Annotated in this window: 23 protein-coding genes; 2 read left to right on the top strand and 21 right to left on the bottom strand. The window is 66.1% G+C overall.

Translation table 11 applies throughout. From position 1 onward, the window contains the following. Positions 1 to 30: 30 nt before the first annotated feature. The 19 genes from ACTG4X_RS16660 to ACTG4X_RS16570 form a co-directional block, all read right to left on the bottom strand. Positions 31 to 852, bottom strand: coding sequence for an ABC transporter ATP-binding protein (locus ACTG4X_RS16660; protein WP_440534326.1), 822 nt, complete (start codon positions 850 to 852; stop codon positions 31 to 33). Positions 853 to 872: 20 nt separating this feature from the next. Beyond that, a complete protein-coding gene (locus ACTG4X_RS16655; protein WP_258355135.1) occupies positions 873 to 1,664 on the bottom strand; it encodes an ABC transporter permease in 792 nt (263 codons plus the stop codon). Further along, complete coding sequence (locus ACTG4X_RS16650) at positions 1,664 to 2,503, bottom strand: ABC transporter permease (protein ID WP_440534325.1); 840 nt, start codon at positions 2,501 to 2,503, stop codon at positions 1,664 to 1,666. The genes ACTG4X_RS16655 and ACTG4X_RS16650 overlap by 1 nt, the downstream gene beginning before the upstream one ends. Then, positions 2,500 to 3,864, bottom strand: coding sequence for an LLM class flavin-dependent oxidoreductase (locus ACTG4X_RS16645; RefSeq protein ID WP_440534324.1), 1,365 nt, complete (start codon positions 3,862 to 3,864; stop codon positions 2,500 to 2,502). The genes ACTG4X_RS16650 and ACTG4X_RS16645 overlap by 4 nt, the downstream gene beginning before the upstream one ends. Further along, positions 3,861 to 4,955 (bottom strand): ABC transporter substrate-binding protein, encoded by a 1,095-nt coding sequence (locus ACTG4X_RS16640; protein WP_093174173.1) that lies wholly within the window; start codon positions 4,953 to 4,955, stop codon positions 3,861 to 3,863. The genes ACTG4X_RS16645 and ACTG4X_RS16640 overlap by 4 nt, the downstream gene beginning before the upstream one ends. A gap of 179 nt (positions 4,956 to 5,134) precedes the next feature. Next, positions 5,135 to 5,269: a hypothetical protein gene (locus ACTG4X_RS16635; protein ID WP_440534323.1), complete on the bottom strand. Its 135-nt coding sequence runs from the start codon at positions 5,267 to 5,269 to the stop codon at positions 5,135 to 5,137. Positions 5,270 to 5,325: 56 nt separating this feature from the next. Then, on the bottom strand, positions 5,326 to 5,694 hold the full coding sequence (locus ACTG4X_RS16630) for a hypothetical protein (RefSeq protein ID WP_440534322.1): 369 nt from the start codon (positions 5,692 to 5,694) through the stop codon (positions 5,326 to 5,328). After that, positions 5,694 to 6,251: a hypothetical protein gene (locus ACTG4X_RS16625; RefSeq protein WP_440534321.1), complete on the bottom strand. Its 558-nt coding sequence runs from the start codon at positions 6,249 to 6,251 to the stop codon at positions 5,694 to 5,696. The genes ACTG4X_RS16630 and ACTG4X_RS16625 overlap by 1 nt, the downstream gene beginning before the upstream one ends. Before the next feature lie 652 nt (positions 6,252 to 6,903). Next, positions 6,904 to 7,119 carry a TOBE domain-containing protein gene (locus ACTG4X_RS16620; protein ID WP_007829250.1) on the bottom strand — a complete coding sequence of 72 codons (216 nt, stop codon included), beginning with the start codon at positions 7,117 to 7,119 and terminating at the stop codon, positions 6,904 to 6,906. Positions 7,120 to 7,173: 54 nt separating this feature from the next. Next, the gene (locus ACTG4X_RS16615; protein WP_093054585.1) at positions 7,174 to 7,770 is read right to left on the bottom strand and encodes a malonic semialdehyde reductase; all 597 of its coding nucleotides are present in this window, start codon (positions 7,768 to 7,770) and stop codon (positions 7,174 to 7,176) included. 16 nt (positions 7,771 to 7,786) lie between these two features. Then, on the bottom strand, positions 7,787 to 9,076 hold the full coding sequence (locus ACTG4X_RS16610; protein WP_093054584.1) for an O-acetylhomoserine aminocarboxypropyltransferase/cysteine synthase family protein: 1,290 nt from the start codon (positions 9,074 to 9,076) through the stop codon (positions 7,787 to 7,789). Between the two features lie 38 nt (positions 9,077 to 9,114). Then, positions 9,115 to 9,945 carry an ATP-binding cassette domain-containing protein gene (locus ACTG4X_RS16605; protein ID WP_093074723.1) on the bottom strand — a complete coding sequence of 277 codons (831 nt, stop codon included), beginning with the start codon at positions 9,943 to 9,945 and terminating at the stop codon, positions 9,115 to 9,117. A 5-nt stretch (positions 9,946 to 9,950) separates the two neighbouring features. After that, the gene (locus ACTG4X_RS16600; RefSeq protein WP_440534320.1) at positions 9,951 to 10,919 is read right to left on the bottom strand and encodes an aliphatic sulfonate ABC transporter substrate-binding protein; all 969 of its coding nucleotides are present in this window, start codon (positions 10,917 to 10,919) and stop codon (positions 9,951 to 9,953) included. Between the two features lie 10 nt (positions 10,920 to 10,929). Then, positions 10,930 to 11,775, bottom strand: a complete 846-nt coding sequence (gene ssuC / locus ACTG4X_RS16595; protein WP_093054578.1) for an aliphatic sulfonate ABC transporter permease SsuC — start codon at positions 11,773 to 11,775, stop codon at positions 10,930 to 10,932. Positions 11,776 to 11,784: 9 nt separating this feature from the next. Further along, positions 11,785 to 12,954, bottom strand: coding sequence for an FMNH2-dependent alkanesulfonate monooxygenase (gene ssuD, locus ACTG4X_RS16590; RefSeq protein WP_440534319.1), 1,170 nt, complete (start codon positions 12,952 to 12,954; stop codon positions 11,785 to 11,787). Beyond that, positions 12,954 to 13,910 (bottom strand): sulfonate ABC transporter substrate-binding protein, encoded by a 957-nt coding sequence (locus ACTG4X_RS16585; RefSeq protein ID WP_093173967.1) that lies wholly within the window; start codon positions 13,908 to 13,910, stop codon positions 12,954 to 12,956. Before ACTG4X_RS16585 ends, ssuD begins: the two co-directional genes overlap by 1 nt. Before the next feature lie 31 nt (positions 13,911 to 13,941). Then, the gene (locus ACTG4X_RS16580) at positions 13,942 to 14,079 is read right to left on the bottom strand and encodes a hypothetical protein (protein WP_177142297.1); all 138 of its coding nucleotides are present in this window, start codon (positions 14,077 to 14,079) and stop codon (positions 13,942 to 13,944) included. Between the two features lie 127 nt (positions 14,080 to 14,206). Beyond that, on the bottom strand, positions 14,207 to 14,791 hold the full coding sequence (gene ssuE, locus ACTG4X_RS16575) for an NADPH-dependent FMN reductase (protein ID WP_093054572.1): 585 nt from the start codon (positions 14,789 to 14,791) through the stop codon (positions 14,207 to 14,209). A gap of 97 nt (positions 14,792 to 14,888) precedes the next feature. Further along, positions 14,889 to 15,929, bottom strand: coding sequence for a sulfate ABC transporter substrate-binding protein (locus ACTG4X_RS16570; protein ID WP_093173969.1), 1,041 nt, complete (start codon positions 15,927 to 15,929; stop codon positions 14,889 to 14,891). 147 nt (positions 15,930 to 16,076) lie between these two features. On the opposite strand from ACTG4X_RS16570, the gene ACTG4X_RS16565 reads away from it, so the two are divergent. After that, positions 16,077 to 16,352, top strand: coding sequence for an oxidative damage protection protein (locus ACTG4X_RS16565; RefSeq protein WP_093173971.1), 276 nt, complete (start codon positions 16,077 to 16,079; stop codon positions 16,350 to 16,352). 183 nt (positions 16,353 to 16,535) lie between these two features. Further along, on the top strand, positions 16,536 to 18,314 hold the full coding sequence (gene mnmC, locus ACTG4X_RS16560; RefSeq protein WP_440534396.1) for an FAD-dependent 5-carboxymethylaminomethyl-2-thiouridine(34) oxidoreductase MnmC: 1,779 nt from the start codon (positions 16,536 to 16,538) through the stop codon (positions 18,312 to 18,314). Between the two features lie 3 nt (positions 18,315 to 18,317). Here the strand turns inward: mnmC and ACTG4X_RS16555 are convergent, their stop codons facing one another. Next, a complete protein-coding gene (locus ACTG4X_RS16555; RefSeq protein WP_440534318.1) occupies positions 18,318 to 19,121 on the bottom strand; it encodes a sulfite exporter TauE/SafE family protein in 804 nt (267 codons plus the stop codon). A 3-nt stretch (positions 19,122 to 19,124) separates the two neighbouring features. Beyond that, positions 19,125 to 19,460 (bottom strand): antibiotic biosynthesis monooxygenase, encoded by a 336-nt coding sequence (locus ACTG4X_RS16550; RefSeq protein WP_440534317.1) that lies wholly within the window; start codon positions 19,458 to 19,460, stop codon positions 19,125 to 19,127. Positions 19,461 to 19,537: the final 77 nt, after the last annotated feature.

The following is a 19,537-nucleotide window of genomic DNA, read 5'->3' as shown; positions in this document are numbered from 1 at the left end:
GTTGATGGAAGAAAGGAAAGAAACAAAGGCTCAATAGGCAAAGCGCAGGCCGGCAGGCAAACCACCCACCGAATACAGCGGCGCTTCGGCCAGCGGCGGCGTGCCCGCGAACTCGCGCAGCACCTCTTCCTTGACGTGGGTGAAGGCAAGGTCCACGCGGTTGCGCGGATGTGCAAGCTCCACCGGCACGATGCGGCGGATGCGCCCGGGGCGCGGCTCCATCACCACCACCTTGTCGCCGAGGTACACGGCCTCCTCCACGTCGTGCGTGACGAGGATCATGGTGATGCCTTCAGCCTGCCAGATGCGGTGCAGCTCCTGCTGCAAATGCGCGCGCGTCATCGCATCGAGCGCACCGAAAGGCTCATCGAGCAGCAATATCTCGGGCCGGTTCACCAGCGCCCGCGCAATCGCCACGCGCTGCGACATGCCACCCGACAGCTGATGCGGATAGGCACTCTCGAAACCCTTGAGCCCGACCAGCTCGATGTGCGCCTGCACCTCCTTGCGCTTCTGCTGTGCACCGAGCCCGGCATTGAGCAGGCCCAGCGCGATGTTGTCCCGTACCGTGAGCCACGGGAACAGCCTGTGCTCCTGGAACACGATGCCGCGATCGAGGCTGGTGCCGACGATGCGATTCCCGTCGATCAGCACCTCGCCGCGGTAGTCCGCTTCGAGGCCGACGACCAGCCGCAGCAGCGTCGATTTGCCGCATCCGCTGGAACCCACGATGCTGACGAACTCACCCGGCGTGATGGTCAGGCTGATGTCGTCGAGCACCTTCAGCGGTGCGCCCTCGACCTCGTATTGCTTGCTGAGCTGGCGTATTTCCAGCGTGGCGGCGTGTGCCATTGCGTTGTTCTTTCTCTTGTTCAGAAGCCGGCCACGGAACGTCCGCGCCAGGCCAGCAGGCGGTTCTCGATGCGCGTGGCGATCCAGTTGAGCGTGAAGCCCACGAGCCCGACCACGATCACGCCGAAGATCACCAAGTCCATGCGGAAGTGGTCGCGCCCGTCGATCATGGTGTTGCCTATGCCCTTGCCCGAGACCAGCAGGTACTCCGCCCCGAGCGTGGCAAGCCATGCGTAGATCAACGCCAGGTGAATGCCCGCGAAGATCGACGGCGACGCGCTCGGCAGCACCACGCGCGTGAACAACTGCCAGCGGTTGAAGCGCAGCACCCGCGCCACCTCGACCAGGTCGCCCGGCACGCTGCGAATGCCCTCGAAGGTGTTGAGCACCACCGGAAAGAAAGCCGCGAGCGACAGAAAGGCCACCTTGGCCGCGTCACCCAGCCCGAACCAGACAGACAGCAGCGGAATCCATGCGAACAGCGAGATCTGCTTGAGCGTGTGGAAGCCCGGCCCCACAAGGTTCTCGAACAGCCGCGACAGGCCCAGCGCCGCGCCGAACAGCAGCCCCGCGCTCGCGCCGATGGCAAAGCCCGCCAGGTCGCGCCACAGGCTGGCGGAGAGCCCTACCCACAGCTCCCCGCTCGTGGCCTGCTCCACCGCCTGTTGCCAGACGCTGTCGATAGACACCAGCAGCGGCGAACTCGACCAGCCGAAGCGGAAGGCTGCCCACCAGAGCGCGACCAGCAATGCAGGCAGCACCCAGCCGCGCAGGGGTTTCGGCACGCGGCGAAAGAGGTTCCCGGCACTCATCAGAACCCCGCCCGCCGCCAGCGCAGCAACCGCGTCTCGATCAGCGCGAGCATCTTGTCGAGCACGAAGCCGACCAGCCCCACCATCACCACCGCCGCCAGCACCACGTCGAGCTGGAACAGCTGCCGCCCGAACACGATCATGTAGCCCAGCCCTTCGCTCGACGCCAGCAACTCGACCACCACCAGCGCGAGCCATGCATGCGTAAAGCCATAGCGCACGCCGTTCCAGATAGGCGCCGCCGCGGCCGGAAACACCACCCGTGACAGCAACTGCCAGCGGCTGAACCGGAACACGCGCGCCACCTCGATATAGCGCGTGGGCACGTTCTGGATGCCCTTGTAGGTGTTGAGCGCAATGGGCACCAGCGAAGCCTTGGCAATCAGGATGATCTTGAGCGCCTCGTCGATGCCCACCAGCAGCATCAGCAACGGCAGCCAGCCGAGCACCGGCACCTGCGCGAAGGCCTTGAACAGCGGATAGACGTAGTCCTTGAAGGTCGGCGACAGCCCCATCGCAGTGCCGATCAGCAGCCCGCCCACCAGCCCGACGCCGAAGCCCGCGAACACGCGCCAGAGGCTGATGCGCAGGTTGTCGAGCAGCTCGCCGCTGCGCAACGCATCGGCGAAAGTCGCTGCCACCGCTTCGGGCGACGGCAGCACCTGCGGCGCGATCCATTCGTTGCGCGCCGCGATGTGCCACAGCAGCAGCACGGCCAGCGGCACCGGCCAGGCGAGCAGCAGGCGTGTCGTGCCAGGCAGCCATCGGCGCCATGCCGCAAGGGGCGACGTTCGCCCGACGACCGGGAGCGACAGCTCCGGAGGCAGCACCGCACTCATGCGGCCGCCTTGAGATCACGCGCCAGCAGATGCCGGTTCGCGGGCCGCGCCAGTCCCAGGTTCTCGCGCAGAGTGCGGCCTTCGTACTCATGGCGGAACAGGCCGCGGCGCCGAAGCTCAGGCACCACCTGCGTCACGAAGTCATCCAGCCCGCCGGGCAAGGTCGGCGGCATGACGTTGAAGCCGTCGGCCGCCTCTTCTTCGAACCACTGCTGCAGCTGGTCGGCAATCTGCGAGGCCGTCCCGTGGATCGACCAGTGACCGCGCGCCGTGCCCACGCGCTGGTAGAGCTGGCGGATGCTCAGGCCCTCTGTGCGCGCCAGTTCGGTCACGAGCCGGAAGCGGCTCTTGGGCCCGTTCGGCTCTGGCAAGTTGCCGGGCAGCGGGCCATCGACCGGATAGCCCGTGAGATCCACGCCACCGATCACCGTCGACAGCAGCGCCACGCCCACGTCGGGCGGAATCAGTGATTGCAGCTCCTCGAGCTTTTCCTTCGCATGCTGCTCGCTCTGCCCCACCACGGGGAACACGCCCGGCAAGATCTTGAGCCCCTCGGGGTCGCGGCCATGGTGCGCCAGCTGCGCCTTCAGGCCGCGATAGAAAGCCTGCGCGCCCGCCAGCGACTGCTGCGCGGTGAAGATCACCTCCGCCGTCGCTGCGGCCAGCGCCTGCCCCGCTTCCGAAGCGCCGGCCTGCACCACCACCGGGTGCCCCTGCGGCGGCCGCGCGACGTTGAGCGGGCCGCGCACGCGAAAGTGCTTTCCCTGGTGCGCCAGCACATGCAGCCGGTCGGGGTCGAAGTATTCGCCGGCCGCCTTGTCGTGCGTGAAGGCATCGTCGTCCCACGAATCCCACAGCCCTGTCACCACATCGACGAACTCCCGCGCGCGCTCGTAGCGCAGCGCGTGCTCGGGATGCCGATCGAGGTTGAAGTTCAGCGCTTCGGCCTCGTTGGACGAGGTGACGACGTTCCAGCCCGAACGCCCACCACTCAAGTGATCGAGCGAGGCGAACTTGCGCGCCACGTGATACGGCTCGTTGTAGGTGGTCGACACCGTGGCGATCAGGCCCAGCCGCTCGGTCACGGCCGCGAGCGCCGACAGCAACGTCAACGGCTCGAAGCCAGAGACCCGTGCGCTGCGATGCAGGGTGCGCGACGCCGACGCGTCGCGGATGCCCACGCTGTCGGCCAGGAACACCGCATCGAACTTCGCGCGCTCCGCCGTCTGCGCCAGTGCCTTGTAGTACGCGAAACCGAGCCCGGCCTGAAGCGGCACCTCGGGGTGGCGCCATGCCGCCACATGATGGCCGGTTGCCATCAGGAAGGCGTTGAGCTTGATCTGCCGCTTGCTACTGCTCATCGCGCCACCGCCACTTGCTTGCCGCTGACTTCGCCATTGGCCTCGTACACCGGCCAGTAGTTCTCCAGCTTCAGCTCGCGCAGCGCTGCATCGAGAAAGCTGCGATCGAACCAGTTGTCGATCTCTGCCTTGCCGCGCACCAGCTTGAGCGCCAGCGCCTGTTCGGCCGAATCCTTGTAGCGCTGCACCAGGAACGGATCGAGCAGCGGCGACAGGCGCACGCGCAGCGGCTGGCCGATGAAGTCCTCGCGCCAGTATTTCTCGGCCACCTCGGCCTTGCCCCATTGCCTGAACACTTCGTCGCGCTGCGATTCGTCGGAGTAGCGTCGCGCCACCGTCACCAGCGACTTGACGATGCGCTGCGTGGCCTTGGGATAGCTCCGCGCGAAATCGTCCGAGGCCAGCAGCACGGTTTGCCGCGTGTACTTGAACGAATCCTCGGAAGCCGAATAGATCACCTTCGCCGCGCCCTTGTCGCGCAGCACGAACAGCTCGACATAGCCGAACGCGCCATCGATGTCCCTGGTGGCCAGCGCGGCCTGTGCGCCCGGCAGGTCGAGGTTGATGAGGCGAACATCGCTTTCCTTCAGCCCGTGCGCGGCCAGCGCGCGCACGGCCGCGAGATGCAGGTTCGTGCCCTTGTAGAGGGCGATGCGCTTGCCGCGCAGGTCCTCGATGCGTTTGACCGGCGAATCCGGCGGCACCGCGAGGTAGAGGCCATTGCGCACACCCGAGCCCGCGATGATCCGAGTCTTGACTCCGCCCGCGCGGTGCACGATGGAAGGCAGGTCGCCCTGCCAGGCCAGGTCGAGCTGCTTGTTGACCAGCGCCTCGTTCACGGCCGGGCCCGCGCCCTTGAAGAACACCCATTCGATCTTCGTACCGTCAGCCTTGAACTCTTCCTCGAGCCCGCCGAAGGCATGCAGCAGCGCCGCAGACGACCCGCCGAAGCGCACCGGGTTGCCCACGCCGCCAGTGGCCACGCCGATGCGGATGGTGGCCGGCGTTTCGGTGTTGGCCGCCAGCAGGCGTGGTGCGGCGGCGATCAAAGGCCACGCAGCAGCGTGACGAAGAAACGAACGTTTGAGCATGAGCGGCAACCTTGGCTTCGATGAATCCAGAAGATTCTGCGAGGCGGGTGCGCGAGGCGGAAGGAAGCTGTTCGCGCTTTCTAATGCGCCCCGCGACTAAGGGTGATTGCCGTTTGGAGACAGCCAAAAGAAAACCCGCCGTAGCGGGTAATCAGGGGGAGAACGCCTTGGTTGGTATGTCAGGGCTTGACGCGTTCGGCACGTACCCTCTTCAACCGAAGCTCCGCTTCGCTGGCGGAGAGCTGCCCTTCCGCCACCAGCCTCTTGAGCCTTCGCTCATCCGCGCGGTTCAGTGCATCTTTCAGGAGGGCCATCTTGCGCTCCCGGCAAGGGCTGCATTCGTAGAAACTCGTCGAACTCCCCGTGAGCTTCATCTTTGCGTCGTACTCAAGTGCAAGAGTTCGCCCATTGGGTTCAATACCATGGCGAGGATTTTTCCGTTCTTGAACGTGACGAGGGCACTCCCTTCGCACCCTGTGGCATCGGTTCTTTCCGGGTCGTAGGCTTTCCACGAAACCCTGCGCATATGCCGCAAGGCGTAGCGGACGTCCTCTTCTGCCAGCACGACATCGTCGCAGTTCAGAAAATCCTTGTTCTCCCAGGCACTTCGGTGCGAAGGGTGTGTGACTTCCACTTTCTGCACATAAGCGATGGGGTACCGCTTGTCAGCGGCCTGCGCTGAAGATGTTCCCGCTGCCACGATCAGTATCGTGGCCACGAGATTGTTGATCTTGCGCATCAAGGCCCTTTGCGCGCTGAACGCGCCTTCTGCAGCAGAAGTTCCGCTTCAGTGGAAGAAATCCGTCCTTGCGCCACCAGCTTCTTGAGCCTGCGCTCATCGGCTCGATCGAAAGCGTCCTGAAGAAGGATCATCTTGCGTTTCCTGCACGGATCGCACCCATAGTAGCTTTCAGGAACACCGGTAGGTTCGAGTTTGGCGTTCGCTTCGAAGATGTTGATCCTCCCCGTGGGCTCGACTCCGATGACGATGATCTTTCCATTTCTGAAAGTGACGGAAGCACCACCTGAACACCCCGTCCTCTCCGTCTCCTCGCTGAAAAATGCCTTCTCTGTGACCCTGCGTATGTGCCGCAGCGCATATCGCACATCCTCTTCGGTCAGGACGACATCGGAGCAATCTAGGAGATTTTTGTCTTCCCACACAGACCCGCTGGAGGGCTCGACGACTTCGATCTTCCTTACGGAATCAAGCGGGTATCGCTTGTCCGCCGCGTGAGTCGGGGCACCCATTGCGGTTGCAACCAGCGCCATCAAAGGAATGCTTACTTTGCTCATGGTGTGGGTATGGGGAGCGTCCAGTTCGCGCCTTGCACCTCGGTACTGTTCTTTCTGCTGACATCCGGGTGACGAAACACTTCGCTCGTTGCGAGTTGCATTGAGCTCTGGAGCACATGAACGAGCCACGAAAGCGCCTGGTTCTGAGCTGCTGTTGGAGTGGGAAAGACACCGGCGTCTCCCCGCAGTCTTTCCAGAGGCATTTTTCTTTGCTTGAGAGTCGGTTTGAAACCCTCCGGCAATCTTGCTCTTCCCACCATTTCGATTCCTATGGCTTCCATATTGCTCGGATAGCGGTCTCCTGGCGCTCTACGCATCTCGATCCGATGCATCGCCCTCGCGCGTGACTGAGCATTTCGTGTTCGTCAATTTCAACGAGCATGGGGTTCCTCCCTGAATATCTTTGATTGGTGAACGACTCTTCACGAGGCGTTTCCCAGCATCGACACACGACACGGATCGCACCTCGCGGCGCGGATGCTATGGCGATGTCTTCAAAGAAAATTCAGGGTCTTGAAAGATTCGATGGATTCCAGAAATTCAGCACGGTCGATGAATCCACACCCTGTAAACCCCTGCAAACACGAAGCCCAGAAACGAAAAAACCCGGCGCCATGACAGCGCCGGGTTGTCGCAGATGCCCGAGGGTCCGTCAGAGCTTCGCGATCGAAACCTCAGTCGACTTCACGAGCGCGACCACGTCGGAGCCCACCTTCAGTTGCAGCTCGTCGACCGAGCGCGTGGTGATGACGGAGGTGACGATGCCCCAGGCGGTTTCGACATCGACTTCGGAGACGACGTCGCCGCGGATGATCTCGCGGACCTTGCCCTTGAACTGGTTGCGCACGTTGATGGCTTGGATGGACATGATGGTTTCTCTTTCAGGTTGAAGCAGGGATGGATGGATGAATGGGCCGGAGCGTCAGACGATCTCGGCCACGTCGTCGAACGCCAGCCGGGGGCCGCGCTCGAAAGTGCCGGCGTGGTCGGCCACGCCGAGGTTGACGAGGAAGTTGGCGCGGTAGCGCCCGTCTGGGAAGAACGCCTTGTCGACCAGGTCGGCGTTGAAGCCCGACTGCGGCCCCGCGTCGAGCCCGAGCGAGCGGGCCGCCAGAATCAGGTAGGCGCCCTGCAGGCTGCTGTTGCGGAAGGCCGTGGCCTGTGCGGCTTCGGCGCTCTTCTCGAAGAAGGGCTTGGCGTCGTAGGCCGGGAACTGCGTGGGCAGGTGCTCGTAGAAGCGCGTGTCGTGCGCCACGATCACCGTGACGCCGGCCGCCAGCGTCTGCGCAGTGTTGCCTGCGGACACGGCTGGCTTGAGCTTCGCCTTGGCTTCTTCGCTGCGCACGAACACGTAGCGCGCCGGCTGGGCGTTGTAGGCGGTCGGGCCCCACTTCAGCAGGTCGTAGAGCTTGTGGATCAGTTCGTCGGTCACGGGCACGGGCTTGAAGGCGTGCACGGTGCGGGCCTTGCGGAACAGCTGGTCCAGCGCGGCTTCGGGAATGGATTGCAGTGTGGTCATTTCTTCAGAAGGTCTTTCAGTTCGATGCGGCGGCAAGAGCCTGGTCGAGGTCGGCGATCAGGTCGTCGATGTGTTCGATGCCGACCGACAGGCGCACGGTGTCTTCGGTCACGCCGGCCTTGGCCAGCTCCTCGGGTGACAGCTGCCGGTGCGTGGTCGAGGCGGGGTGCGTGGCCAGCGAGCGCACGTCGCCGATGTTCACGAGGCGCGTGAAGAGCTTCAGCGCATCGAGGAACTTCGCCCCTCCCTCGCGACCCGCACCGATTCCGAAGGTCAGCACGCCGCTGGAGCGGCCGCCGAAGTACTTCTTTGCCAGCGGGTAGTCGGGGTGGTCTTCGAGCGCCGCGTAGTTCACCCAATTCACGGCCTTGCTCTGCTTCAGGTGCTGCGCCACCGCGAGTGCGTTGCTGCTGATGCGGTCCATGCGCAGTGCCAGCGTCTCGATGCCCTGCAGGATCAGGAAGGCGTTGAACGGCGAGATGGCCGCACCGGTATTGCGCAGCGGCACCACGCGCGCACGGCCGATGTAGGCGGCCGGGCCCAGCGCCTCGGTGTAGACCACGCCGTGGTAGCTCACGTCAGGCTCGTTCAGGCGCCTGAAGCGCTGCTTGTGCTCGGCCCACGGGAACTTGCCCGAATCGACGATGGCACCGCCGATGCTGGTGCCGTGGCCGCCCAGGTATTTGGTGAGCGAGTGCACCACGATGTCGGCGCCGTGTTCGATAGGTCGGCTCAGGTACGGCGAAGGCACTGTGTTGTCGACGATCAGCGGCACGCCGTGGCGATGCGCGATCTCGGCAATGGCCGCGATGTCGGTCACGTTGCCCGCCGGGTTGCCCAGCGATTCGACGAACACCGCCTTGGTCTTCTCGTCGAACAGCTTCTCGAAGCTCGTCGGATCGCGGTGGTCCGCGAAGCGCGTGGTGATGCCGAACTGCGGCAGCGTGTGGGCGAACAGGTTGTAGGTGCCGCCATACAGCGCGGTGCTGCTGATGATGTTGTCGCCGGCCTCGGCGATGGTCTGGATCGCGTAGGTCACGGCCGCCTGGCCCGAGGCCAGGGCCAGCGCCGCAATGCCGCCTTCAAGCGCGGCCACGCGCTGCTCCAGCACGTCCTGCGTGGGGTTGTTGATGCGGGTGTAGATGTTGCCCGGCACCTTCAGGTCGAACAGGTCCGCGCCGTGCTGCGCGCTGTCGAAGGCATAGGCCACCGTCTGGTAGATCGGCGGCGCCACTGCGCGGGTGGTCGGTTCGGGCGAGTAGCCGGCGTGCACCGACAGGGTTTCGAATTTCCAGTTCTGCGACATGCGACTGCCTTTCAAAGGGGCGGATGGATGAAAGAAGCTCAGATCGCCCAGCGCAATGCATGCGCGGGGGTGCTGAGCCAGCTTGCGTCGGTGCTCTCTGGCGCGGTGTCTTCCGGCTTCTGCAGCACCCTGTCGAGGATTCGTTTTTCAATGGCCGCAAAGGCCGGGTCGCCCTGCGAGCGCGGGCGGGCCAGCGCGATGTTCTCGTCGAGCGCGATGCGGCCGTCTTCGATGAGGATCACGCGGTCGGCCAGCGCCACGGCTTCCTGCACGTCATGCGTCACCAGCAAAGCGGTGAAGCGGTGGCGCTGCCACAGGTTCTCGATGAGGCGGTGCATCTCGATGCGCGTCAGCGCATCGAGCGCCCCCAGCGGCTCGTCGAGCAGCAGCAAGCGCGGGTGATGCACCAGCGCGCGGGCCAGTGCCACGCGCTGCCGCTGGCCGCCCGACAGGCGCGCCGGCCATTCGTTCTCGCGGTCGGCCAGGCCGACTTGCGCCAGCACTTCCTTGCCGCGCGCCTTGGCATCGTTGGGCAGGCCCAGCGTCACGTTGTCGAGCACGCGCCGCCACGGCAGCAAGCGCGCCTCCTGGAACATGATGCGGGTGTCGTCGTGCAGGCCATGCACGGCCTTGCCGTCGGTGTAGAGGCCACCGGCGCTCGGCTCCTCCAGCCCCGCGATGAGCCGCAGCAGCGTGCTCTTGCCGCAGCCGCTGCGCCCGACGATGGCGATGAACTGGCCCGGCTCGATGGTCAGGCGCGTGTTGCGCAGCACTTCGCGCGCACCGTAGCGCTTGTGCAGGCCGCGCGCTTCGAGGCGCACGCCGCCAGCGATGGCCTGGGGTTGGATGTCTTTCAGGACGGCACTCATGGGCTTCAGGCTCCGGGTTTGAACAGCGCCACGTTCAGCGCATCGATTTTTCGGGGGAGCAGCTTTTCCTTGAAGAAGGCATCGGCGATGCGCTGCTGCTCGGTCAGGGCCTCGGCCACCACCGGACGCACGGCATAGCTGCGGCGGCTGTTGGCCTGCTCGATGGTTGCGGCGTCCAGGCCCCATACGGGCGACAGCAGCGCGGCCGCGTCCTTCGGGTTCTGCTTGACCCACTTGCCGGTCTTCTCGAGCTCGGCGTAGACCACGCGCAGCACGTCGGGCCGGGCCTTCGCGAACTTGGTGCTCGCGAGGTAGTAGCGCTGGTACGAAGCGATGCCCGCACCGTCGGCCAACACGCGTACCTTCGACTGGCGCTGTGCGGCGGCGAGGAACGGGTCCCACACCACCCATGCGTCGATGGCGCCCTTCTCGAAGGCGGCGCGGCCATCGGCGGGCGTGAGGTAGGCGGGCTCGATGTCCTTGAACGACAGGCCGGCCTTGTCGAGCGCGGCGATCAGCAGGTAGTGCGCGCCAGCGGCTTTCGCGAAGCCGATCTTCTTGCCCTTCAGGTCGGCCACGGTCTTGATCGGCGAGTCTTCGCGCACCACGATGGCCTGTGCGGCCGGCGACGGTGCTTCCTGCGCAATGAAGGTCAGGTCTGCTCCGGCGGCTTGCGCGAACACCGGTACGGTGTCGGCCACGTCGGCGCTGATGTCCAGGTTGTCGAGGTTCAGCGCCTCCAGCAGCGGCAGGCCGCTGGTGAACTCGTGCCAGCTCAGCGTGACGTTGAGCGGCGCGAGCTGCTTTTCGAGCGCGCCTTGTGCCTTGAGCACGGCGATCAGCGTCGACGATTTCTGGTAGCCGAGCCGCACGGTCGCGGGCCGCGCGGCCACGCCCTGTGCAAGCACCACACCGGCGCCGAACGCGCCCAGCGTGGCGATGACGGTGCGACGGGAAACATGGAATTGCGTCATGCCCCTGCCCTCACTTCGCCTTCTTCTGGTAGCCAGGATGCCACCGCAGCCACCACTGCTCCAGCCCGCGCGCGAACAGGTCGGCCAGCTTGCCGAGCAGCGCGTACAGCAGGATGCCCACGAGCACGATGTCGGTCTGCAGGAACTCGCGGGCGTTCATCGTGAGGTAGCCGATGCCGGCCTGCGCCGAGATGGTCTCCGCCACGATCAGGATCACCCACATCAGGCCCAGCGAGAAGCGCAGGCCCACGAGGATCGACGACAGCGCGCCCGGCAGGATCACCTCGCGGTACAGCTGCCAGCGCGACAGGCCGTAGGTGCGCCCCATCTCGATCAGTTGCGGATCGACGTTGCGGATGCCGTGGAAGGTGTTCAGGTAGATCGGGAAGAACACCGACACCGAAATCAAGAACAGCTTGGCCGATTCGTCGATGCCGAACCACAGGATCACCAGCGGAATCAGCGCCAGCGCAGGGATGTTGCGCACCATCTGGATGGTGGAGTCGAGCAGCGTCTCGGCGAACTTCACCGAGCCCGTGAGCAGGCCGAGCGCAAGCCCCGCCCCGCCGCCGATGGCCAGCCCCGCGAGCGCGCGGCCCGCGCTGACCTTCACGTGCGTCCACAGCTCGCCCGACACCGTGAGGTTCCATGCAGCCTTGACCACGTCGACCGGCGCCGGCAGCACGCGCGTGCTGAGCCAGCCCAGCGACGACGCGATCTGCCAGAAGACGATGAGCCCGACCGGCACGAGCCACGGCACCAGCCGCCCGGCGACGTTGGCAGCGAAGCTCCTGAATGCGTTGCCAGTGTTCTCGGTGGGTGCCACGGCCGGCAGCTCCTGAACTTGTTCGGTCATGGCGGTCCTTCAGCTTTGGGAGACGAGCCTGGATGGCGCATCGAGATTGGCGACGACCTCGCCGAAGGGCCCGCTGAGCGAACCGCCTGCCAGGCGCGTCTGCGCCTTGCGCGAGAGCAGCGGGAACACCAGTTCGGCGAAGCGGTAGGCCTCTTCGAGATGCGGGTAGCCCGAAAGAATGAATTTGTCGAGCCCGAGCGCCGCGTATTCCTCGATGCGCGCAGCAACGGTCTTCGGGTCACCGACCAATGCGGTGCCAGCACCGCCACGCACGAGGCCCACACCAGCCCAGAGGTTCGGCGCAATCTCAAGCTCGGCGCGCGAGCGCTTGGCGCCGCCAGCATGCAGCGCGGCCATGCGGCGCTGGCCTTCGGAATCCATGCGCGCAAACGCAGCCTGCGCGCGGATGACGGTCTCGTCGTCCACGCGGCTGATCAGTTCTTCGGCGGCCTTCCAGGCGGCGTCTTCGGTCTCGCGCACGATCACATGCAGGCGGATGCCGAACTCGACCTTGCGGCCCTGCCGCTCGGCGCGGGCGCGCACGTCGGCAATCTTCTTCGCAACTTCCGCGGGCGGCTCACCCCAGGTGAGGTACGCATCGACCTGCTCCGCGGCAAGCTCGTGCGCGGCGGCCGACGAGCCGCCGAACCACACGGGCGGATACGGCCTCTGCACCGGCGGGTAAAGCAGCTTCGCACCCTTCACGCTCAGGTGCTTGCCTTCGAAGTCGAAAGCCTGCCCGTCGTGGCTGCGCGCAATGATCTCGCGCCAGATGCGGATGAACTCGGCCGACTGCTCGTAGCGCGCCGCATGGTCGAGGTACACGCCGTCGCCTTCGAGCTCGGCCTGGTCGCCGCCCGTCACTAGGTTCACGAGCAAGCGCCCGCCGGAGAGCCGGTCGAAGGTCGCGGCCATGCGCGCGGCCAGGCTGGGCTGGTGCAGGCCGGGGCGCACCGCCACCAGGAACTTGAGCTTCTTCGTCGCACCGATCAGGCTCGACGCGATGACCCACGGGTCTTCACACGAGCGGCCCGTCGGAATGAGCACGCCTTCGTAGCCGAGGTTGTCGGCCGCGCCGGCAATCTGCTGCAGGTAAGCCAGGTCGATGGGGCGTGCGCCCTCGCTCGTGCCGAGGTAGCGGCTGTCGCCGTGCGTGGGGAGGAACCAGAAGATCTGCATCACGCAATCCCCGCGCCGGCGGCTTCGAGCAGGTTGATCTTTTTCGGGATCAGCTTCAGTGCGAAGAAGGTGTCGGCAATCTGCTGCTGCTCGGCCAGGATGGCCTTGGTGATGGGTGTAGTGCCGTAGTCCACCCGGCCCACCGACAAATCGGCCACCGGCTTCGGCAGGCCCCAGAGCGTGGCCAGTTCGGCCGCGTAGTCACCCTTGTTGGCTGCGCCCCAGACGTCGATCTTGTTGATCTCTTCGACCGCGATGGCCAGCACGTCGGCGTTCTTCGCCACGTAGTCGAGCGACGAGAAGTAGTAGCCACGGTTGCCGACCACGCCGGTGGCGTCGGCCAGCACGCGCGCTTCGAGCGACTTCTCGGCTGCGGCGAGGAACGGGTCCCAGATGACCCAGGCGTCGACCGAGCCCTTCTCGAAGGCGGCGCGCGCATCGGCCGGCGGCAGGTAGACCAGGTTCAGGTCGGTGTACGGCAGCCCGTGCTTCTCGGCCAGCTTGACGATGAGGTAATGAACGTTCGAGCCCTTGTTGAGCGCGATCTTCTTGCCCTTCAGATCGGCCACGGTCTTGATGGCCGAACCCTTGGGCACGATCACCGCTTCCGCCCGCGGACGCGGCACCGTCGCGGCCACATAGGCCAGCGGCGCACCGGCTGCCTGCGCGAAGATGGGCGGCGCCTCGCCCACGTCGCCGAAGTCGATGGAGCCGACGTTCAGTGCTTCGAGCTGCACGGGGCCGGCGGTGAACTCGGTCCACTTCACGGTCACGCCGAGTGGTGCGAGTCGCTTCTCGAGCGTGCCGCGGCCCTTGAGGACGCTCAGCGGCCCCTTCTGGTTGCCGATGCGGAGCTGGCGTGCGGGCGCCTGTGCCAGCGCAGCAAAAGAAGGCAGCGCAATGGCGGCAGCAACGCCCTGGATCAGGCGACGTCGGGGTGCGGAAATCAATGTCATGGCAATGCTTGGGTATGGATGTGCCGCGCGGTCAGGCGGCGGCAATGAAACTCACGATCAGCGCAATGGCGCTGACGACGATGACGCTCACGGCAAGATCGCCCAGCGCGTGCCAGAGGGAGCGCGGCGAGGTGTCGAGCACGGAGTCTTCGGTGGCAACGGGGGTCATGCGTGGATTCCTTGGTCTGCAAAAACTTCAGGCAAAAGCTGTCCCGCACCGCGCGCAGGCGGCTTTCAAGAACGGGAATGAGAGAGATGAGGTCTGGACAAGCCGGGCTCGCGACGAGCCCGTGCTTTCAGACGCTACATCGCACGCGAGAAAACGGCACCGGCTCGAAGCCGTGGGTTGCCGGCAGCTTCAGGCCTTCGGTGGCCAGCACCTCGACGGCCTCGTTGAGTCGCTCGGCCAGGTCGTTGTGCACCTGGTAGGCGTTCTCGGGCGTCAGCGCAATCTGCGATTCGCTGGCGTACACGCCCGGCAGGATGTGGCGCGCCGACAGCGACTGCAGCACGGGGCGCAATGCGTAGTCGAGCGCGAGCATGTGGTGCGGGCTGCCGCCGGTGGCCAGCGGCAGCACCGTCTTGCCCTTCAAAGCATTCTGCGAGAGCAGGTCCAGAAAGACCTTGAGCAGGCCGCTGTAGGCCGCCTTGTAGACCGGCGTGGCCACCACGATCACACGGGCCGCCGCCACCTGGGCAATGGCACGCTCGATGGCCGGGTTGTTCCACTCGGCCAGCAGCAGCGCCTGCGCCGGCAGCTCGCGGATGGCAAGCCGCTCGATCCGCGCATGGCGCTGGGCCAGCCGCTCGCCCACCGAGTCGAGCAAGGCGGTGGAGCGGGACGGGGCCGTGGGGCTGCCGGCAATCAGGAGAACGGACACGGGAGACTTTCTGTTTTCTTCGGAGATGTCGAGGCGAACCGGGTCATGACGCTCGCGGAACGGGCGCCATGCGGGACCGGCTCGGTCGCGGGTCGAGTTACTTCTGCTTCGTCGTGTAGATCTGGTCGAAGGAGCCGCCGTCTGCGAAATGCTCCTTGTCGGCCTTCGCCCAGCCGCCGAAGGCCTGGTCGATGGTCACCAGCGTCAGCTTGGGGAACTGCTTGTCGTACTTGGCCTTCGCCTTGTCAGACGTCGGGCGGTAGAAGTTGCGGCCCGCGATGTCCTGGCCTTCGTCCGAGTACAGGTACTTCAGGTATTCCTCGGCCACGGCGCGCGTACCCTTCTTGTCGACGACCTTGTCGACCACAGCCACGCTGGGCTCGGCCAGGATGGAGATGGAGGGCACCACGATCTCGAACTTCTCGGGGCCGAATTCCTTCAGCGCCAGGAAGGCTTCGTTCTCCCAGGCCAGCAGCACGTCGCCCACGCCGCGTTGCACGAAGGTGATGGTCGAGCCGCGCGCGCCGGTGTCGAGCACGGGCACGTTCTTGAACAGGTTGCCGATGTATTCCTTGGCCTTGGCATCGCCGCCGTACTTGCGCTTGGCGAATTCCCACGCGGCCAGGTAGTTCCAGCGGGCGCCGCCCGAGGTCTTGGGGTTGGGGGTGATCACCTGCACGCCGGGCTTGATCAGGTCGTCCCAGTCCTTCAGGCCCTTGGGGTTGCCCTTCTTCACCAGGAACACGATGGTCGAGGTGTAGGGAGCGGAGTTGTGCGGCAGGCGCTTCTGCCAGTCGGCCTTGACGAGGCCGCCATGCGTGACGAGCGCGTCGACGTCGCCGCCCAGCGCCAGCGTGGCTACGTCGGCGTCGATGCCGTCGATGATCGAGCGGGCCTGCTTGCCCGAGCCGCCATGCGACTGCTTGACCGTCACGTCCTGGCCAGTCTTGGCCTTCCAGTACTTGGCGAAGGCCTGGTTGTAGTCCACGTACAGCTCGCGCGTCGGGTCATAGGACACGTTCAGCAGTGTCACCGGGGCTGCGCCGCCCTGGGCAAACGTCGGCAACGCCGACAGGGCCATGGCACCGGCCACGCCGGCACCCAGGGAAAGCTTGATAAAGTCGCGGCGGAGGCTCATGGTGTCTTGCTCTGAAAAGGCATATCAATGAAGCTGCGTATTCTCAATACGACATATAGAAACTGGAACGACCAAGTTTTCAGTTCTAAATAGCCAAATCAACTAAGCAACCGCTTTCCCCACTTTTCCCGTTCAAAGGCAATCGAAATGGCACGCATGGTTCAGTGCATCAAGCTCGGCAAAGAGGCCGAAGGGCTCGACTTCCCGCCCTACCCAGGCGAGCTGGGCAAGCGCCTCTGGGAAAACGTCAGCAAGGAAGCCTGGGCCGCCTGGCTCAAGCAGCAGACCATGCTGGTCAATGAAAACCGGCTGAATCTGGCCGATCTGCGCGCCCGCCAGTACCTGGCGCGGCAGATGGAAAAGCACTTCTTCGGCGAAGGCGCCGACGTGGCCCAGGGCTACGTCCCCCCCTCGGCCTCCTAACGGTCGCCACCGCGATTGCCGCCTACCTCTTCTTCGGGGAACACCGCAGAACCGGCTTTGCCGGGCTGCAGGTGTTGCCCCCTCGAAGGGGGTTGGCGAAGCGACACGAAGTGCGCGAAGCCTGGGGGTGAGCCTGTTACATGGCGCGCCGACGGCGTCCCCCGCAGCGAGCGCTTCGACGACATCTATCACACCGAAACCGGAGCACTGGCGCAGTCGCGCCATGTGTTTCTGGGTGGCTGCGGGCTGCCCGAGGCCTGGATCGGACAGTCGCAATGGCTGATTCTCGAAACCGGATTCGGGCTTGGCCTCAATTTCCTGACAACCTGGCAAGCCTGGCGCGCGGACGCCGGGCGGCCACGGATGCTGCACTTCGTCTCTATCGAGGCGCACCCGGTTTCGGCTGAAGACCTGCTGCGTGCGGCCGGGGCGTATCCCGAACTGGCCTCCCTCGCCCGCGAACTGGCCGCGCAGTGGCACGGGCTGCTGCCGGGCTTCCACCGGCTGGCCTTCGACGAAGGCCGCGTGCTGCTCACCCTCTGCATCGGCGACGTGCAGCCAATGTTGCGCGCCCAGCGCTTCGAGGCCGACAGCATCTTTCTCGATGGCTTCAGCCCGCAGCAGAACCCTGCCATGTGGTCGGAAGACACGCTCAAGGCCGTGTCGCGCTTTGCGCGGCAAGGCACGCGCATCGCCACCTGGACGATTGCGCGGGCGGTGCGCGACGCGCTCAAGCAGTTCGGGTTCTCGGTCGAAAAAGACCAGGGCCTGCCACCCAAGCGCGATTGCCTGCGCGGCGTGTTCGCGCCCGCCTGGACGGTGCGCCGCCGTGGCCCCGTGCCCGAGCGCATCGACACGCCGGGCCGCTGCGCCGTCATCGGCGCCGGGCTTGCGGGCGCGGCCGTGGCAGCGAGCCTTGCGCGGCGCGGATGGCAGGTCACCGTGCTGGATGCTGCCGACTGGCCCGCCTCCGGTGCGTCTGGGCTGCCGGTGGGCATGCTCGCGCCACATGTGTCGCCCGATGATGCGCTGCTGTCGCGGCTCACGCGAGCCGGCATCCGCGCCACGTGGGCCGAACTGACACGATTGCTGGAAGAAGGCCGCGACTGGCGCGCCAGCGGCGTGCTGGAGCGCCGGCCCGATGGCGACACGCGCGTGCCGGCTGGCTGGAGCGAAAGCGGCCCCAACGAATCGTGGCCCGCGAGCGCCGGGCAATTGGCGGCTGTCAGACTGCCGGGCGATGCGCCCGCCCTCTGGCACGCACGCGCCGCCTGGGTGCGGCCGCACCGGTTGATCGCCGCGTGGCTGCGGCAGCCGGGTGTCGAGTTTCGTGGTGGGTGCCGCGTGGCGCGTGTGATGCACAGCGACGGCGCCTGGCAGTTGTACGACCGCGCCGGAGACGTGCTGGCCGAAGCCGACCGCGTGGTGATCGCCGCTGGCTTCGAGTCGGGCCATTTCGCGCCCTCGCTTCCGTTGCAGCCGGTGCGCGGCCAAGTCGCCTGGGGCCCGATGCCCGACGGTGCCGCCCTCCCCGCGACGCCGATCAACGGCGACGGCCATCTGGTCGCTCACGTGCCCGACGCCGAGGGCACCCCGATCTGGCTGGCCGGCGCGACCTTCGACCGCGACAGCACGGACCTCGCCCCCACCGAGACGGACAGCGAAGCCAACCGCGAGCGCCTTGCGCGGCTGCATCCTGCCGCGGCCTCCGCGCTGGCCGCTTCGTTCGCGCACGGCCAGGTCAATGCCTGGGTCGGCATCCGCTGCGCCTCGGGCGACCGGCGACCGCTGGTCGGCCCGCTCGACGCCGATGCAGGCGGCCTCTGGGCCTGCACCGCGCTGGGCTCGCGCGGGCTGAGCTTTGCCGCGCTGTGCGCAGAACTGCTGGCAGCGCAGTGGCACGCCGAGCCGCTGCCCCTGCCCGCCACGCTGGCCAAGGCACTCAGCACGCAGCGGCTCTGAATATCAGCCCGCGCCCGATGCCCGCCAGGCCATCAGCAGCGCCATGCAGATCACCAGCACGAAGAAGTACTTGCGCAGCGCCTGCTCCTCCAGCCGGGTCGCCAGCCGCGCCCCGGCCGCCGTGCCGATCCACAGCCCCAGCACGACAAAGCCCAGCAGCACCCAGGGCAGCCCGCTGGCGACGCTGGCATAGACAAGCACCGCCGGCAACGCCAGCGGCAGCGCATTGATCGCGAGGCTCACCGCTTGCGCCCGATGCTGCGAGTAATGCAGCGCCACCGTCAGCAACGCCGTGATGGCCAGCCCGCCGCCGATGCCCAGCAACCCCGACGATGCACCCGCGACCATGCCAACGACCACCAGCGCGACGACTGCCCCGCGCGGCTCATCGGCCTGCGCCGCATCGACGCCCGCAGTCTTCGCAGGCGACTTCAGCACGACCAGCGTCGCCAGCACCAGCAGATACCCCACGAACATCCACCGCAGCGCCGCATCGGCCACATGACTCGCTCCACGCGCGCCCGCATAAGCCCCAGCCAGAAACCCGAGCGAGATCCAGACCACCGTACGCCACGAGGCCCCATGCCCCGACACCCGGTAGCGCAGAAACCCCGCCAGGCTGGTCGGCACCAGCTGCGCTGCGAGCGAAATGGCCTGCGCATCATGCTGCCCCAGCCCGGGCATCAACGCCAGCGCGGGCACCAGCGCCCCGCCGGGGCTCACACCGAGCAGCCCGGCCATCGCACCCGAAAAGATGCCGATCGCCAGCCCGCCCAGCACTTGAACGAGACCGAACGATTCGGGCATGGGCTAAGCGGCGCCCTGCCCCGAAGGCGCCAGCAGGTGATCGATACGGCTGTCCCCATAGGTGCGCAGCACCTCGGAGATCACCACCTTGTACCCGTCGAGCCAGTGCGCCTGCGCCGCCTTGGCCTGCTGGTGCACGGGGTGGCGGATCAACGCCTGCAGGCTGTCGAGCGAGTCCCAGTAGTAGACGTTCGACACCAGCCCGTTGCCCGTGTTCTCCCATGTTTCCTCGCCCAGGTAGCCGGGCAGCGACTTCGCGGCCGCGGCGATGGTCTGGTCGAGACGGTGGAACTCATCGTCGAACTGCTTCTTGGCGAAGATGAAGGTGGCGGAGTACATGGCGAGCCGGAATCTCCTGGGTGAATGAACCCGAATGGACCCGGGCAGAGCCCGGACGGGCGCCGATTCTGCGGCAT

It is taken from the genome of Variovorax sp. YR566, from assembly GCF_051992195.1.
Classification (GTDB): Bacteria; Pseudomonadota; Gammaproteobacteria; order Burkholderiales; family Burkholderiaceae_C; genus Variovorax.
This window is presented reverse-complemented; position numbering and strand designations above follow the sequence as displayed.